Raw genomic sequence first — 15109 nt, 5'->3', positions numbered from 1 at the left:
AATCGTTCGGAAGGGAAATAACGTCAGAGGGGCTTTTGCAGGTGGCCGTAGATCACATCATAGCTGGCGATGAGTCGACCGGACGCTCGCGCCTGAGTGGGATAGGCCAGCGCCAGCGCATTCAGCCAGCCACGACCACGCAGATTTTTCTGTACTGGCGCCTTATGTCTGGCACCTATCTGCTTGAGCGCGCGCATTACAGCACCCACGTTTTCAAACTCGCACTCACAGGGTTGCTGCCAGAGTCCGGCTTGCGCCCATTCGCTGCTTTCTCTATGGATGGCGTCGCGCCACTCATTTAGCCCTGCAAACTCATAGAGGCTGTGATGACCGTCCACCGTAACCATTGCCTGACGCAATTCATGCAGCGTGTCCGGCCCCAGCGTGGAGAACAAAAAGGTACCGCCGGGCTTAAGCACGCGCTGCACTTCGGCAAAGACCCGAGCAGGTTCATGACACCACTGAATAGCCAGACTGGAGATCACCCAATCGAACTGCGCACTCGCCAGCGGCAAGGCTTCGGCATCCGCTTGCAGATAATGTGAAGCGACCTGCCGACTCCGAGCGTTCTGCAACATGCCAGTAGCAATGTCCAAAGCAACAACAGGCAGCCCGCGCTGGCTCATTGCTGCAGAGAGCTGGCCGGTACCACAGCCAAGATCTAACCCCACTCCCATGAACTTATGACTGTGCACCAGAAGCTCAGCAGCAATTTTTTTCTGAAAGCTGGCCGCCTGATCATAACTGTTGGCCGCCTGCCCAAAATCCTGAGCAAGTCTCACTTTATCAACAGCGATCATTCCACAGACGCCTCAAGCAGCTGACAGCCCGCCAGCAACACTGCAGCATCCGGCCAGTGCAGCACATGCCCGGCAGCTTCATGAATCGCCACCTGCCCCATGCCGACAAACTCCTGCTGATAGCGGCTGACAGGCACTAATGCATCTTTACCGCCCGCCAGATGCAGGCACGGACAATAGGCTGCCGCTTGCTGCCAAAGGGCTTCATGATCTGGTGCCAACCAGTGCAACTGTTGGGAAAGCAGATCAAAGGAATAAGGCAAAGGTTCGCCAGCAATCGCCTTCAAGGTTGTGGCACGGTCATCCGCCCCTTTGACGACGAGACGTTGAAATTGTCTGAGCGTCAGCTCCGGCTGCGCAGACATACCGTGAATAAAGTGCTGCAAGGTCTCCGCTGACAAACCCAGCGTTGACTGATTCGCAACAAAGGTCGGGGTTGCCGCCATTGTCAGTACACCCGCTACTTTACGCTCGCTCACCTTGTGAGCATCCACCTGGCTCGCCTCCCGAGCAGCAGCAGCCATCGCCAATCGACCACCCAGACTCCAGCCCAGCCACAAAGAGTCAGCAGGGGCCTGCGCCAGCAGCAGATCAACACACTCCTCGAAAGAGGCCACATCGGGTAACGTCAGCGAAATGACCGGATTGGGGTTCGCCTCCTGAATGGGCTGCCAAAGGCAGTCAGGCATACTCCAGCCATTGATCAACACCCAAGTGCGCTTACTCACAGAGTGGCCTCCTGCGCCAGGCGCTGCCATTCAATGGAGAGCTGGCTGACCAGTCTCTCGATCTCGTGAGATTGGTGCTCTGCCGTCAGCGTGACACGCAAGCGGGAGGTCCCCGCAGGTACCGTTGGTGGGCGAATCGCCGTAATCCAGAACCCGGCTTCACGCAGGTTAGTCGCCATTTGCATGGCTAAGGCTTCATCACCAATCAGCAAGGGCTGAATCGGCGTCTCAGACAGCATCAGCGGCAACCCTGCCTCCTGCGCAAGCTGACGGAAGTAGCGCACATTACTCAGCACCTGATCGCGTCGCCATGACTCTTCACTCAACAAGGACAGTGCAGTTAGCGCCGCCGCTGCCATCGCCGGTGGCATGGCGGTGGTATAAATGTACGGACGGGCAAACTGGATCAGAGCTTCAATCAGCGTCTCACTGCCGGCGACAAAAGCCCCCGCACAACCCAACGCCTTACCCAGTGTTGCCATCATTACCGGCACCTGAGCCGGTGAAAGGTTCTGCGCTTCAATCAGACCTGCGCCGGTTTTACCCAGCACACCAAAGCCATGAGCATCATCCACCATTAACCAGGCGGGATAATCCGCACAAACACTGGCAAGCTCGGCCAAGGGGGCACAGTCACCATCCATGCTGAACACGCCATCCGTCACGACCAGCGAGGGCAACTCAGGCTGTTTACCAAGAAGTCGGGCGAGATCATCCACATCATTGTGGCGGTAGCGCTTGAACCGGGCACCGGAGTGTAGACCGCCATCCAGCAGTGAAGCGTGATTCAGTCGGTCTTCCAGCACCTGAGACTCATTGGAAAGTAAAGCTCCGAGCACACCCGTATTGGCCATGTACCCCGTAGAAAAGAGCAGCGCTCGCTCGCGTCCGGTAAATTCAGCCAGCGCCTCTTCCAATGCGTGATGCGCAGAAGAATGCCCACAGACAAGATGAGAAGCGCCGCTCCCCGTGCCGAATCGACGAAGCGCGGCACCGGCACTTTCGATGAGCTTCGGATGATTGGCCAATCCAAGATAATCATTACTGCAAAAGTTCAGCAGCGTTTTGCCCTGCAATTGCACATGCGCTTGCTGTGGGCTCTCAAGGGTCTGACGTTGACGATAGCGGTGCTGCGCCTGCTGCTTTAACAGGCGCTCCTGCAGATCAAAAGGATCAGCTTGCCGCATCATGGAAGAGTGATGCCTGTTGCTGGAGACGCACCTGATTCATCAGCGCACCTTCATGGGCTTCATCAGACAGACCCTCGCGCTCTTCAGGCTGAATGCCCAGTTTGCGGAACAGTTGGCGGTCAGCGTGCGCTTCAGGATTAGAGGTTGTCAGCAGCTTCTCGCCATAGAAAATGGAGTTAGCTCCCGCCATAAAACACAGCGCCTGAATTTGCTCATTCATCTTCTCGCGGCCTGCAGAGAGGCGCACATGAGACTTCGGCATCAGGATGCGTGCGACCGCGATGGTACGAATGAAGTCGAAAGGATCGAGATCCGGCGCATCCGCCAGCGGCGTACCTTCAACCTTGACCAGCATATTAATGGGCACACTTTCAGGATGGTCCGGCATATTCGCCAACTGACGCAGCAGACCGATGCGGTCACGCAGGCTCTCGCCCAGCCCCATGATGCCGCCACAGCAGACCTTCATACCGGCGCTGCGAACGTGCTTCAGGGTATCCAGACGCTCCTGATAGGAACGCGTCGTAATGATGCTGTCGTAGAACTCAGGTGAGGTGTCGAGGTTGTGGTTGTAGTAATCCAGACCCGCTCCCGCCAGCTCATGGGCCTGATCAGGGCTCAGGGTACCAAGGGTCATACAGGTTTCCAGCCCCATGGCCTTAACACCTTTCACCATCTCCAGCACATAAGGTATGTCGCGCGCGTGAGGATTCTTCCAGGCGGCGCCCATGCAAAAGCGTGTGGCGCCTGCGGACTTCGCCTGTTCCGCCTCTTCCAGCACCTTCTTCACTTCCATCAGTTTCTGCTTTTCAAGGCCCGTATCGTAATGGGCACTCTGAGGACAGTATTTACAGTCTTCCGGGCAGGAACCGGTCTTGATACTCAGGAGCGTACTGACCTGCACCTGATTTGGGTCGAAGTTCTGACGATGGGTGCTTTGCGCCTGAAACATCAGATCGTTAAAGGGCAACTCAAACAGGGCCTGAACATCGGCCTCAGTCCAGTCGTGACGAAGGGGGCTGGTTTGGTTCATGATGCTTTCCTGATCACTCGTGCAGCACAGATGCCGGGTCGAGAAGTCCCTACGGAATAAAGGGGCAATCATAGTGAGCTCAAGGAACGAGTCAACTCATGAAAATAAATAAGGTTTACAGAAGATCGTTATTTAAACAGAATTGCACGTTATGCGATCAGACCCTGCCTGCAATACCGCAACTACCCTTTGTGGATCTCTGCGAGGTCTGCCAGCAAGCCCTGCCCCGTAATCTGAACGCCTGCCGACGCTGCGCTCTGCCTTTGAAGGCACAAAGTGAGCTGGAACTGTGCGGTCAATGCCTCTCAGGCCAATCCAGTGCCGACCGGGCTTGGAGCCCCTTTCTTTACGAGCTACCTTTCCCGGCGCTGATCAGTGACTGGAAATACCGCGCCAACCGTGGACAGGGCCGTATCCTCAGCCGACTGTTCTTACAGGCGCTGGCGCTAGAAGCCTGGCCGATGCCGGAGCTGTTAATCCCCGTCCCCTTGCACCCGACCCGTCTACGTGAGCGCGGCTTTAACCAAAGCCAGTGGCTTGCCCGCCGGATCAGCAAAGCCACCGGCATTCCTGTCGCCACGCAGTTGATAGAGCGCAGCCGGGTGACATTGCCTCAGCAGGGTCAATCCGCCAAGGCTCGACGCGCCAATCTTCGTCATGCTTTCCGGCTCACCCGCACACCGGATGTCGCTCATATAGCCATTATTGATGATGTCATGACGACCGGCGCGACAGCGGAAAGCCTGATCCGGATTCTGCGCCGTGCCGGCGTGCAACAAATTGATCTTTGGACTCTGGCCAGAACGCCCTTACCTTCAGAGCACTAGGGTTTGCAATGGCATTGTCATTGCTTAAGCTAGCCAGACCCCTTTCGATTACACAGGATGAGTCAGTGAAGCCAGCTGCCGCGAGCCAGGACCGTACCGTCAGACACCATCGCTTGCTCTCTCCTGCCGTTCGGCTTTGGAGCCTGCTGCTCTTTGTTCTGTGCCTGATCAGCACCAGCGTTCAGGCTCAGCCTGTCTATGCCTGGCAGGTGCGCTCATCGACCGCCACGCTCTATCTTCTGGGCTCGCTGCATGCCTTTCCGCCCAATAGTTATCCGCTTCCCGCGCCGATTGAGGCGGCCTTTGATCTCTCAGATTATCTGGTGGTCGAGATCAACCCGACGGATATGAGCATTCCTGAACAGCAAAAGCTGATTGATCACTACGGGCTTTTACCCCAGGGCCAGACTCTTAAATCCGTATTGCCCAATGCGGTCTGGCTGCATTTGCAAAGTGCCTGTGCGCAACTGCGCCTGCGCTGCGCCCTGATGGAAGACTGGCAACCCTGGCGTGCGGGCACACAAATCGTGCTCTCCAGCGCCAAGGATCAGGGTTTTGACACGGAGTCCGGCATTGATCACTACTTCATGAAGCGTGCGGGCAGCCGCAAGATTCTGGCGCTGGAGACTCTGGAAAGTCAGTTAAAGGCGATCTCATCGCCGGGAATGGACATGCAGATCGAGAATTTGTCATCAACGCTGGATCAGCTCGACAATGAGCCGGACTTCCTGCCTGACCTCTACAGCTACTGGGCAACCGGTGACGGTCCTGGGCTTTATCAGCTGATGCAGAAAGAGACGGTGGAGTCCAAGACACTCAAAGAGTACATGGACATTCTCAATGCCAGGCGCAATATCGCCATGACCGATCAGCTGGAGCGTTTGCTGAAAACCAAGGGTACCTACTTTGTGGTAGTGGGCGCCCTGCATCTGCCTGGCCCTGATGGCATTCTGGAACGACTCAAAGCCCGCCATTATCCCTCACAGCAGCTACAGGCTCCGCGCCTGAAAAGCCGACAGTGAACTGACCCGGAGTCCTGATGCGGTTACACCAGCGGTATCTTCGTCCACTTCGTCTGTTGATTTTGTGCCTGCCACTGTTTCTCGCAGCCTGTGGCAGCAATCCGCCGTTGCCGACCAATACCGGTTACTACTATGTCGTCTCCGGCGATACCTTCTACAGCATCGCCCGGCGTTACGGCACCACTGTGAAAATACTGAGCCGGCTTAACCCCTCGGTAACGCCATCGCGCATAGAGGTGGGCCAGCGCCTGGTCGTCCCCGGCGAAGAAGTGATAGGTAACTTTTCCTTCCCGGTACGCCACGTCGAAGTCTCTTCGCCTTTCGGAGAGCGCAACGGCAGGATGCATAAAGGTGTGGATTTCAGAAGCCCCAGCGGTGCACCGATTCTGGCGGCAGCAGACGGACGAGTCAGCTTCAGCGGCTCCATGCGCGGTTATGGCCGCCTCGTTATCATTGATCACGCCAACGACGTGCAGACCGTTTATGCTCACAACAGTGCGAATCTGGTCCACAAAGGAGAAACCGTTGTCCGCGGACAAACGGTGGCCCGTATTGGCAGCACCGGCAACTCCTCCGGCAACCATGTACATTTTGAGTTACGCATTCATGGCCGCGCTGTGAATCCGATGAGTTATCTGAAGTGAGTTTTCTGAGTGACTGACACCCCATTCAGCTTCCGCTCTATTGGCACCATCCGGTCGCCCTATACCGAAAAATTTGGCATCCCCCGCCAGCCTGGACTGGCGTCAGCGGCACGCCTTGAGCTTTGGCTCAGCCCGGATTTGGGCATGGCCGCCGTAGAAGGGCTCTCTGGCTTCTCACACCTGTGGATACATTTTATTTTCCATGAGCATCTGGAGCGCGGCTGGCAGCCACGGGTCCGGCCTCCGCGTCTTGGCGGCAACCAAAAGCTGGGAGTTCTGGCGACACGCAGCCCGTTTCGCCCCAATCCGCTCGGACTGTCCGTCGTCCCCTTACTGGGCATTGAGGAACATCAGGGTCAGGTCTGTCTGATTCTGGGTGCGGCCGATCTGCTCGATGGCACGCCGGTGGTCGATATCAAACCCTATATCCCCTTTGTGGACAGCATCGCCGATGCGGTGGGAGGTTTTGCCGAAACGCCACCGCCGGCACAAGCAGTGAGCTGGTCTGCCGCAGCGCGCCAGCAAATGGCCGCACTGGAAAATGACTATCCCACACTGCAACCACTGATTGAGCAGGTGCTGGCGCAAGACCCTCGCCCCGCTTACCAGAAGCAAACGGGGCGGGAGTACGGCATCCGGCTGTACGATATCAATATTCGCTTTGTCGCCACGGCAGAGGGGTTTGAGATTATTGAATGCGCAAAGGCGACACCGTGACCTTAGGGTGGCGTCTGCTAAGACGAGTGAGAAGCTGAATAAGTCAGGCGTGGGGAAACCTTCCCCACTCTGCGCCAAAGACTAACGCCGCACCGCCACACCGCCTGAAGGCAGCCAGCGTGATAGCAGCAATCCATCCACGGAAAGCTTGCCCGCTCCCGTCAGCGCCAGTACCGCCAGCATGAAGCCCCAGTGAATGTGCATCCCCAGCAACGCCGGATCATCCCTTACCACCTGATACGACAGCACTGCCATGATGTTCACCAGCAGCATCCCAAAGGCTGAGAAGCGCCCGAACACACCAAGAATCAGTAACACCGAAAACCCAAGCTCACCCGCTGTGCCCATAATCGCCGCCAGCCAGGGGGCCAGTACCGGCACGTGATACTCTTCCTGAAACAGAAACAGGGTGACATCCCAGTTCTGGATCTTGGTTAACCCCGAAAGCAGAAACACCTTGGCGACAAATAGCCGCATAGCCAGCAGCAACAGCGGCCAGAGCCAGACCGTGAGCCGGTCAACCTGTCGGTAAATTCCCGTCAGGGGGGTATGGAATGTTTGCATGACGACATCCTCACTTCACTGTCATGAACGCTGGCATCAGCCAGCCTCGCCCAATGCCATTTGCATAATCGCACGCTGCTGAATTAGCCAGCCAAGCAGTGCCTGAAAGTCCAGATCATCACCGGAACGATGCTCAAGAGCATCACTCAGGGTATGCCCTCTTTGTAACGCGGCCAGCACCTGCGCCTCATCGGAGGACAATGTACGCATGTCCACCTGACCATAGGGCCGGGTTACCGCCACGGCCTGAGCCCCCTGATCAAGATCAGTAAAGGCACCCGAGAATTCCGGCTGGTTAAACTGCCAGATCGACATAATCGGATAGGCCGACTGGATCAAACGAATGGCAGGAGCAAAACGCAGCACCAGCAAACCCAATTGCTCAGGGTCGACCGCTTCGAGACGGCTTAAATCAAAGTCCCGGCTGTCCGGGGCGTAATAGCAGTAATGGCGCGCCCATTCGAGGGAAGCCACATCAATCAGGTAAGGGAGCTGTTCAGCCAGTGGCGTGGTGGCGATAAAGTCCGGCAGCGACACGCCAAAGAGATGCAGGTTGCCACTGATCGAGGCGACATCCGCCAGATAGTGATGACAAAGCAAGCCAAAGGCCTCATCGCCCACAATTCGCTTCACCACCGGATAGGCCGCAGCAAGACTGCTTTTCAGCACCACACGCCGGTTATTGCTGTACACCTCAAGACCATGCCCGGGCATCGGCTTAATGTTCGCTTGCCTCGGTGCTTCTTCCTTAAGAATCGCATCGCGAAGCGCCTGCAGGGTTTCCCGATAAATCAGCATCAGGCGCTCTCCTGCACTTTCGTCATCAGCCGTCTGGCCTTGTCCGCCTCACCTAACAACACTTCCAGCGGCGGCAAATCAAGATCCCACTCAATCAGGGTCGGGCGTGGTCCTAGCGTTGTCAGCGCGTACTGATACAAGTCCCAGACCTCGTCCGAAACTGGCTGACTATGACTATCAATCAAACCGGTATCCGTAGCGGTAAAGCCCGCCAGGTGATACTCACCAATAGCGTTTCTGGGCAACGCATCCATAAACGCCCGCGCATCCTGTCCAAGGTTGCACTGGTTAACGTAGAGATTGTTGATATCGAGCAGGATGCCGCAGTCCGTCGCCTGCACCAGCTGGTGCAGAAACTCGGACTCACTCATCACCGAATCATCAAACTGCAGATAGCTCGAAAGATTCTCCAGCAGAATCGGACGTTTCAGCCGCTCCTGCAGCATCAGGACACGCTCTGTCACCAATGCCAGTGCCGGTCGACTGTAAGGGAATGGCAGCAGATCATTAATCACCTGGCCATCGACCCGGTTCCAACACAAATGCTCTGAAACAGCGGACGGCTCCACTGAGCGGATCAGACTCGCCAGCGCCTGAACGTGATCGCCGTCCAGCGGATCAGGCGAAGCAATACCCAGACCCACCCCGTGCAGGCTTAGCGGGTAATGCTCACGAATTCGTTTAAGAGTATGAAGTGGCGCGCCGCCACCAAAGAAGTTCTCGCTGTGTACTTCCACCCAGTCGATGCTGGGTTGGCCTGCGAGAAAGGCCGAATAGTAGGGGCTTCTAAGCCCGATGCCGACTGCGGTCGGTAGCGTTGTCAAGGACATGGCATCAATCCACCGTCATTGGCAGAGACTGGAAACAGCAGAGTCAGGGCAGAGACCGGGCCACTTTAGGAAGAGACCCGACTCCGCTGCCGGTCTGAATTACTTCAGCATGCCGCCCATGTCTTCGCAGCTGCCTTTGGCAACGTATTTCCAATCACCAGGATCTTTATCCTTGGTCGCCTGACCTGCACAGGCATGGCCATTGGAAGCGCAATCATTCTGACCCGCCATGGCAACGCCGTAGCATTTCTCTTTGTCTGCTGCCTGAGCAGGAGCAGACAACGCGCTCAACGCCAACAAACCTGAAACTGCACCAGCGGCGATCAATTTGGATGATTTCATGGTGTTACCTCTCATAGTTCTCTTTCGTTATTTATGATCTTGTTTTTGCGACAACGATCTTGAGATATAGCTGTTTCACTTACATTGGTTGTGTCGAACACGGGCCCTGTGTCACTACCAACTGATTATTCCCAGTCAGTAGAAGTTATAGACCCACCCCTTGGGCATTGGTTCACTTTTTCTACAATTTTTTTTCGTATTCCTTCCGCAGGGGTACACTACCCTGCTCTGACTCTTACGCCTGCGAGTAGTTGTTATGTTCATAAGTCAGGATGATCTTGAGTTTGATCGTCAGCATATTTGGCACCCCTATACCTCCATGACCCGCCCTGGCCCGGTCTTCGGCGTCCGCGATGGCAAGGGGGTGCACCTCACATTGAACGATGGCCGCACGGTAATCGATGGCATGGCCTCCTGGTGGTCAGCGGTACACGGTTATCGCCATCCCGCACTGGATGCGGCGCTCAAAGCGCAGGTAGACACCTTAAGTCACGTCATGTTCGGCGGTATTACCCATCAGCCTGCCATTACCCTGGCAAGGCACTTGGTCGCGCTGACCCCGGAGGGGCTGGATAAGGTTTTCCTGGCCGACTCAGGCTCCGTCGCCGTGGAAGTGGCGATGAAGATGGCGATTCAGTACTGGCAGGCGCGGGACAAGCCCGGCAAGCACAAACTGGTCAGTCTGCGCCGCGGCTATCATGGTGACACGACAGGCGCCATGTCCCTGTGTGACCCAACCACCGGCATGCATGAACTCTTCAGCGGCAGCCTGCTCGAGCAGTTCTTTGTCCCCGAACCCAAGTGTCGGTTTGGTGAAAGCTGGAACCCTGCGGATACGCAGGCGCTTGAAGCCACGCTGGCGGAGCATCACGAACAGCTGGCCGCGCTTATTCTGGAGCCGATCGTTCAGGGCGCAGGCGGCATGCGGTTTTATCATCCGGAGTATCTGGCAACGGCACGCCGCCTCTGTGATGAATACAATGTTTTGCTGATAGCGGATGAAATTGCCATAGGCTTTGGCCGCACCGGCAAGCTCTTCGCCTGCGAACATGCGGATATCAGCCCGGACATTCTCTGTCTTGGCAAGGCGCTGACCGGCGGATACATGACCATGGCTGCGACGCTGACCACCACTCATGTGGCTAACACGATTTCTGAAGGTGGCGCAGGCTGCTTTATGCACGGCCCGACCTTTATGGGTAATCCATTGGCCTGCAGCGTGGCCAACGCCAGCATCCAGCAACTATTGGACATGGACTGGCGGGCGCAGGTTCAGCGCATTGAACAGGGTCTGAATGAAGGTCTTGCGCCCGCACGCACCCTGAGCGGCGTCGCGGATGTCCGCTGCCTTGGTGCCATTGGTGTCATAGAGCTGGAGACACCTGTGGAAATGAGTCGACTGCAACCGGCACTGGTAGAGCAGGGCATTTGGCTTCGCCCCTTCGGCAAGCTGGTCTACATGATGCCGCCCTTTGTTATCACCAATGATGAGCTGGCGACGCTAACGCAGACCACCTGTCGGGTTTTACTGGATTACCTCTCCGAGACACGCCAGCCCTGAGCACTGCAATAACTCCGTCATTTCTCCTTCGTAGGATGAGGCTTGGCCCCCTTACGAAGGAGACCCACCATGCCGCCCAAAAAGCAGGTACGCACCCTCTGGATTTCCGACACGCATCTTGGCAGCAAAGGCTGTCAGGCTGAGCTTTTGGCGGAATTTCTTAAATCCTATGAGTGCCAGCAACTCTATCTGGTGGGCGATATCATCGATGGCTGGCGCATGCGCAAGCATCTTTACTGGCCACAAAGCCACTCCAATGTCCTGCGACGACTACTGACACTTGCCAAGCGCGGCACCCGCGTTGTCTACATTACCGGCAACCATGATGAATTCCTGCGGCGCTACTCTCCCCTTCTCTTTGGCAACATCGAACTCGCCGATGAGGCGCAGTACACCTCCGCGACCGGAGAGCGCTGGCTGATTACCCATGGAGATCTTTTCGATGTCATTACCCGCTATCATCGCTGGATTGCCTTCCTGGGCGACAGCGCCTACGAAACCTCACTCGTCCTCAACCGCTGGTTTAACGCTCTGCGACGCCGCTTAGGCTGGGGTTACTGGTCGCTGTCCGCGTATCTCAAGCACCGAGTCAAAAAAGCCGTCAGCTTTATTAGCGACTATGAAGAGGCGCTTGCCCATGAATGTCGACGCAGAGGCTTTCATGGTGTTATTTGCGGTCATATTCACCACGCAGAAATGCGTAAGATTGGCGAGGTGCGCTACCTCAACTGTGGCGATTGGGTAGAGTCATGTACGGCAATGGTCGAGGAGCTTGATGGTACTTTACGGCTGATTCACTGGCGTGAGGAACGGCTCAGGCAACAGCCGGATCAGCAGCAACCTCTGGCGCTGGCATCATGATCCAGCACATTCTCATCATCACCGATGCCTGGACGCCGCAAACGAATGGCGTTGTAACCACCCTTCGCGCATTAGAGAAAGAGCTTCAGCGCACCGGCATGCAAGTGACAATTGTGCATCCCGGCCTGTTTAGAACAGTGCCCTGCCCGAGCTACCCGGAAGTCAGGCTCGCCTGCTGTCTGCCTCATCATATCGGCAACGTCCTGCACCAGTGGCAGCCGGATGCAGTACATATTGCCACCGAAGGCCCACTCGGCATTACGGCTCGCCACTACCTCAACCGCCATCAGCTGCCCTACACCACTTCGCTCCATACCAAGTTTCCGGAATATGTGAACACGCGCTGGCCCTGGATCAGCCTTGCTGCAGGCTACCGATTTCTGAACTGGTTTCACCGAGAAAGCCGTCAGGTATTGGTGACGACCCCCCAGCACCGACACGAACTGGTTCAGGCTGGGATGAATCCCTCGCAGCTGACCCCCTGGGGCCGAGGTGTCGATCTGGAGACGTTCTACTATCTGCCGGAGGAAAAGAACCTGACTGAGCCCACTTGGCTGTATGTCGGACGCATTGCGGTGGAGAAGAATATTGAAGCTTTTCTGAAGCTTAACCTGCCGGGGCGAAAACGTGTTGTGGGCGATGGGCCAGCTCGTGCTGAGCTACAACGGCGCTACCCCAAAGCAGAGTGGCTGGGGGTAAAGCGAGGCGAAGCGCTGCGTCAGGAATATGCCCGCGCTAACGCACTGGTATTCCCCTCCAGAACGGATACTTTCGGGCTGGTCATGCTTGAGGCGTTGGCCTGCGGAACACCGGTCGCGGCTTATCCGGTCACCGGACCACGCGATATCATTGAGGCCAACAGCAGCGGCATATTGAGTGAGGATCTGCAGGCGGCAGCGCTGAAGTGTTTAACACTGGATTCACAACAATGCCGCCAAGCCGCCAGTCAGCACAGCTGGGGGAGCTGCGCCGAGCGTTTTATCGGCTCGCTGGTCAGGTTAAGGGAAACACTGAACCGGAACGAAACCAGCCGGTCAGACTGCAACGCGGCTTAACCGCTGGCAAAACTTCATGCGGGAACTCATCGCTGGCGAAAAACACGACCGTTCCCCAGCGCGGAGCCACCTGAGTGATAGGCTGATTATTGGCATCATAGATAACCAGTTCACCGCCATCGCCAGGTTGCCAGTCAGGGTTAAGGTACAGAATAAAGGTCAGGCGGCGCGGGCTTTTGCCCTGAAAATTATCGTAGTGCCGCGCATAGCCTTTGCCCTGAGGATACCGGGCATAGTGAAATTCAAATTCGGTCAGAGCCAGAAATAACCGACGGCTGAACGCCTGCCGCCAGTCAGTGGCCAATGTCAGGAAATGCCGCTGAGCTTCGCTCTCACCGCGCAGCCAGCAAATATCATCGCCACGAATATCGCCACGGGTCTGCTTTTGCTCACCCACTCGCGCCTTGTACATATCCGAATCCTGATAGCGCTGCTGTAAATCGTCATACAGCGACTGCATCAGGTCTTCATTCAGAAAAGCAGCCAGTCCCTCATTCGCTTCATAGATCCCAAAGCCGTTCTGACATAAGTCATCCGCGACCTGATCAAAAGGCGATAGCGTGGAAAGTGAAGTGGTGACAGTCATTAGCGGTGCAGCTCACCCAAGAACAAAAGAGGCGCTATTGTTCTTGGGGATCACAACACAGGAAAGAAAATAAAATTACTGATAACCAGTAATTTTATTGATCAATGAATCCACACAGGATGAAGGACTTAGTATTCATCCTTGTAGGAATCGTAAACATCGCGCGCCAGATCCTCGAAGCGCGTGTACTTACCGATAAATGCCAAACGGCAGGTTCCGATAGGGCCGTTACGCTGCTTACCGATGATAATCTCAGCGATGCCTTTCTCGGGAGAGTCCTCGTTGTAGACCTCATCACGGTATATGAACATGATGACGTCGGCATCCTGCTCGATAGAGCCCGATTCCCTCAGGTCAGAGTTAATAGGCCGTTTGTTAGGCCGGTTTTCCAGACTTCGGTTCAACTGCGAGAGCGCAATCACCGGACAGTTCAGCTCTTTTGCCAGCGCCTTGAGAGAGCGGGAAATTTCCGCGACCTCTTGGGTACGGCTCTCAACATTACCGCCCAAGCGCATTAACTGCAGGTAATCGACCATGATCAGACCCATAGAGCCATGTTCACGGTAGATACGCCGAGCACGAGCACGCATCTCGCTTGGCGTCAGGCCGGGCTGGTCATCGATATACAGCGGTTTGTTGCGCAACATGTGCACCGCGCCGGTAAGACGATTCCACTCTTCCGGGTCCATCTGACCAGTACGCACGTTAGTCAAAGGAATTTTGCCAAGAGATGCGAGCATACGCATCATCAGCTGCTCAGCAGGCATCTCAAGACTGAACACCAGTACCGGCTTGTCGCCTTGCACGACCACGTTTTCAACAATGTTCATGGCGAAGGTGGTTTTACCCATCGACGGACGCGCAGCGATGATGATCATGTCTGAAGGCTGCATGCCAGAGGTCATGCCATCCAGATCCGAGAACCCCGTGGTCGTACCGGTCATCTGGCCGCCCTGCTGATTCAGCAGGTCAATACGCTCAATGGTATTTGCCAGAACCCGATTGGCATCCACCGGGCCAGCAGCCTGAGTCCGAGTCTCAGCAATTTTGAAGATTTTCGCTTCGGCATCGTTCAGTACCTCCTGACCACTTCGCCCCTCCGGGTGATAGGCCAGATCCATGACTTCACCACTGATACCGATCAGCTGGCGCAGCAAGGAGCGGTCGCGGACAATTTCAGAATAGGAACGAATATTCGAAGTACTGGGCGTGTTCTGCAGCAGGTCTCCCAGATAGACAAGGCCACCAGCGCTTTCCAGCTCACCGCGGGACTCCAGCTCTTCAGACAGCGTGATGACATCCAGCGGATGAGACTCAGCGACCAGGTGCGCTAACGCACGGTAGATCATGCGATGACTTTTCCGGTAGAAGTCATCCTCCACCAGATTTTCCGCGACGATGTCCCAGGCCTGGTTATCCAGAAGGACACCACCCAGCACGGACTGCTCCGCTTCTATGGAGTGAGGCGGCAGCTTCAGGGCTTCCGTTTGCTGGTCAACCGAACTTTCCATGGAAAAGACTCATTACAGACATGATGAACCACTGCCAGGC

At 56.1% G+C, this 15109-nt stretch carries 17 protein-coding genes; 7 read left to right on the top strand and 10 right to left on the bottom strand.

Going from position 1 to position 15109, the window contains the following annotated elements; genetic code table 11:
• Positions 1-23: 23 nt before the first annotated feature.
• Genes bioC through bioB form a run of 4 tightly spaced genes read right to left on the bottom strand, consistent with a single transcriptional unit; the run spans position 24 to position 3751 of the window.
• The gene (bioC, locus tag ACKC9G_RS07490; protein WP_411404320.1) at positions 24-800 is read right to left on the bottom strand and encodes a malonyl-ACP O-methyltransferase BioC; all 777 of its coding nucleotides are present in this window, start codon (positions 798-800) and stop codon (positions 24-26) included.
• The gene (locus ACKC9G_RS07485; protein WP_411404319.1) at positions 797-1528 is read right to left on the bottom strand and encodes an alpha/beta fold hydrolase; all 732 of its coding nucleotides are present in this window, start codon (positions 1526-1528) and stop codon (positions 797-799) included. The genes bioC and ACKC9G_RS07485 overlap by 4 nt, the downstream gene beginning before the upstream one ends.
• The gene (bioF, locus tag ACKC9G_RS07480; RefSeq protein ID WP_411404318.1) at positions 1525-2718 is read right to left on the bottom strand and encodes an 8-amino-7-oxononanoate synthase; all 1194 of its coding nucleotides are present in this window, start codon (positions 2716-2718) and stop codon (positions 1525-1527) included. Before bioF ends, ACKC9G_RS07485 begins: the two co-directional genes overlap by 4 nt.
• Positions 2702-3751, bottom strand: coding sequence for a biotin synthase BioB (gene bioB, locus ACKC9G_RS07475; protein ID WP_411404317.1), 1050 nt, complete (start codon positions 3749-3751; stop codon positions 2702-2704). Before bioB ends, bioF begins: the two co-directional genes overlap by 17 nt.
• A 98-nt stretch (positions 3752-3849) precedes the next feature.
• Here bioB and ACKC9G_RS07470 point away from each other — a divergent pair, with 98 nt between their 5' ends.
• The 4 genes from ACKC9G_RS07470 (at position 3850) to tsaA (ending at position 6961) form a co-directional block, all read left to right on the top strand.
• Complete coding sequence (locus ACKC9G_RS07470) at positions 3850-4578, top strand: ComF family protein (protein WP_411404316.1); 729 nt, start codon at positions 3850-3852, stop codon at positions 4576-4578.
• A gap of 65 nt (positions 4579-4643) precedes the next feature.
• A complete protein-coding gene (locus tag ACKC9G_RS07465; RefSeq protein ID WP_411404315.1) occupies positions 4644-5600 on the top strand; it encodes a TraB/GumN family protein in 957 nt (318 codons plus the stop codon).
• Between the two features lie 17 nt (positions 5601-5617).
• Positions 5618-6244, top strand: coding sequence for a peptidoglycan DD-metalloendopeptidase family protein (locus ACKC9G_RS07460; RefSeq protein ID WP_411404314.1), 627 nt, complete (start codon positions 5618-5620; stop codon positions 6242-6244).
• A 9-nt stretch (positions 6245-6253) separates the two neighbouring features.
• On the top strand, positions 6254-6961 hold the full coding sequence (gene tsaA, locus ACKC9G_RS07455) for a tRNA (N6-threonylcarbamoyladenosine(37)-N6)-methyltransferase TrmO (protein ID WP_411404313.1): 708 nt from the start codon (positions 6254-6256) through the stop codon (positions 6959-6961).
• Between the two features lie 81 nt (positions 6962-7042).
• On the opposite strand, the gene ACKC9G_RS07450 is transcribed toward tsaA, so the two are convergent.
• From ACKC9G_RS07450 to ACKC9G_RS07435, 4 genes are all read right to left on the bottom strand, one after another.
• Complete coding sequence (locus tag ACKC9G_RS07450) at positions 7043-7525, bottom strand: DoxX family protein (protein ID WP_411404312.1); 483 nt, start codon at positions 7523-7525, stop codon at positions 7043-7045.
• Positions 7526-7561: 36 nt separating this feature from the next.
• Positions 7562-8323, bottom strand: coding sequence for a putative DNA-binding domain-containing protein (locus tag ACKC9G_RS07445; RefSeq protein WP_411404311.1), 762 nt, complete (start codon positions 8321-8323; stop codon positions 7562-7564).
• Complete coding sequence (locus ACKC9G_RS07440; RefSeq protein ID WP_411404310.1) at positions 8323-9153, bottom strand: DUF692 domain-containing protein; 831 nt, start codon at positions 9151-9153, stop codon at positions 8323-8325. The genes ACKC9G_RS07445 and ACKC9G_RS07440 overlap by 1 nt, the downstream gene beginning before the upstream one ends.
• A 99-nt stretch (positions 9154-9252) precedes the next feature.
• On the bottom strand, positions 9253-9495 hold the full coding sequence (locus ACKC9G_RS07435) for a DUF2282 domain-containing protein (RefSeq protein ID WP_411404309.1): 243 nt from the start codon (positions 9493-9495) through the stop codon (positions 9253-9255).
• A 256-nt stretch (positions 9496-9751) separates the two neighbouring features.
• Between ACKC9G_RS07435 and bioA the strand changes: the two genes are divergently transcribed.
• From bioA to ACKC9G_RS07420, 3 genes are all read left to right on the top strand, one after another.
• Positions 9752-11056 carry an adenosylmethionine--8-amino-7-oxononanoate transaminase gene (bioA, locus tag ACKC9G_RS07430; RefSeq protein ID WP_411404308.1) on the top strand — a complete coding sequence of 435 codons (1305 nt, stop codon included), beginning with the start codon at positions 9752-9754 and terminating at the stop codon, positions 11054-11056.
• A 69-nt stretch (positions 11057-11125) separates the two neighbouring features.
• Positions 11126-11917, top strand: a complete 792-nt coding sequence (locus ACKC9G_RS07425) for a UDP-2,3-diacylglucosamine diphosphatase (protein WP_411404307.1) — start codon at positions 11126-11128, stop codon at positions 11915-11917.
• Positions 11914-12972 (top strand): glycosyltransferase family 4 protein, encoded by a 1059-nt coding sequence (locus tag ACKC9G_RS07420; protein WP_411404306.1) that lies wholly within the window; start codon positions 11914-11916, stop codon positions 12970-12972. Before ACKC9G_RS07425 ends, ACKC9G_RS07420 begins: the two co-directional genes overlap by 4 nt.
• On the opposite strand, the gene ACKC9G_RS07415 is transcribed toward ACKC9G_RS07420, so the two are convergent.
• Together ACKC9G_RS07415 and dnaB are read right to left on the bottom strand one after the other, a co-directional pair.
• A complete protein-coding gene (locus ACKC9G_RS07415; RefSeq protein ID WP_411404305.1) occupies positions 12911-13558 on the bottom strand; it encodes a 2OG-Fe(II) oxygenase in 648 nt (215 codons plus the stop codon). The two genes, ACKC9G_RS07420 and ACKC9G_RS07415, sit on opposite strands and share 62 nt — an antisense overlap.
• A 128-nt stretch (positions 13559-13686) precedes the next feature.
• A complete protein-coding gene (dnaB, locus tag ACKC9G_RS07410; RefSeq protein ID WP_411404304.1) occupies positions 13687-15069 on the bottom strand; it encodes a replicative DNA helicase in 1383 nt (460 codons plus the stop codon).
• Between the last annotated feature and the right edge of the window lie 40 nt (positions 15070-15109).

The sequence above is a fragment of the Pokkaliibacter sp. CJK22405 genome, assembly GCF_046614695.1.
Taxonomy (GTDB): Bacteria; Pseudomonadota; Gammaproteobacteria; order Pseudomonadales; family Balneatricaceae; genus Pokkaliibacter.
The sequence above is the reverse complement of the archived record's forward strand: the minus strand, read 5'-3'. Positions and strand labels throughout refer to the sequence as shown.

Coding starts and splice junctions, on each gene's coding strand:
- bioC (WP_411404320.1), bottom strand. CDS start 800: ATGATCGCTGTTGATAAAGTGAGACTTGCTCAGGATTTTGGGCAGGCG.
- bioF (WP_411404318.1), bottom strand. CDS start 2,718: ATGATGCGGCAAGCTGATCCTTTTGATCTGCAGGAGCGCCTGTTAAAG.
- bioB (WP_411404317.1), bottom strand. CDS start 3,751: ATGAACCAAACCAGCCCCCTTCGTCACGACTGGACTGAGGCCGATGTT.
- ACKC9G_RS07470 (WP_411404316.1), top strand. CDS start 3,850: ATGAAAATAAATAAGGTTTACAGAAGATCGTTATTTAAACAGAATTGC.
- ACKC9G_RS07460 (WP_411404314.1), top strand. CDS start 5,618: ATGCGGTTACACCAGCGGTATCTTCGTCCACTTCGTCTGTTGATTTTG.
- ACKC9G_RS07450 (WP_411404312.1), bottom strand. CDS start 7,525: ATGCAAACATTCCATACCCCCCTGACGGGAATTTACCGACAGGTTGAC.
- ACKC9G_RS07445 (WP_411404311.1), bottom strand. CDS start 8,323: ATGCTGATTTATCGGGAAACCCTGCAGGCGCTTCGCGATGCGATTCTT.
- ACKC9G_RS07440 (WP_411404310.1), bottom strand. CDS start 9,153: ATGTCCTTGACAACGCTACCGACCGCAGTCGGCATCGGGCTTAGAAGC.
- ACKC9G_RS07435 (WP_411404309.1), bottom strand. CDS start 9,495: ATGAAATCATCCAAATTGATCGCCGCTGGTGCAGTTTCAGGTTTGTTG.
- bioA (WP_411404308.1), top strand. CDS start 9,752: ATGTTCATAAGTCAGGATGATCTTGAGTTTGATCGTCAGCATATTTGG.
- ACKC9G_RS07425 (WP_411404307.1), top strand. CDS start 11,126: ATGCCGCCCAAAAAGCAGGTACGCACCCTCTGGATTTCCGACACGCAT.
- ACKC9G_RS07420 (WP_411404306.1), top strand. CDS start 11,914: ATGATCCAGCACATTCTCATCATCACCGATGCCTGGACGCCGCAAACG.
- ACKC9G_RS07415 (WP_411404305.1), bottom strand. CDS start 13,558: ATGACTGTCACCACTTCACTTTCCACGCTATCGCCTTTTGATCAGGTC.
- dnaB (WP_411404304.1), bottom strand. CDS start 15,069: ATGGAAAGTTCGGTTGACCAGCAAACGGAAGCCCTGAAGCTGCCGCCT.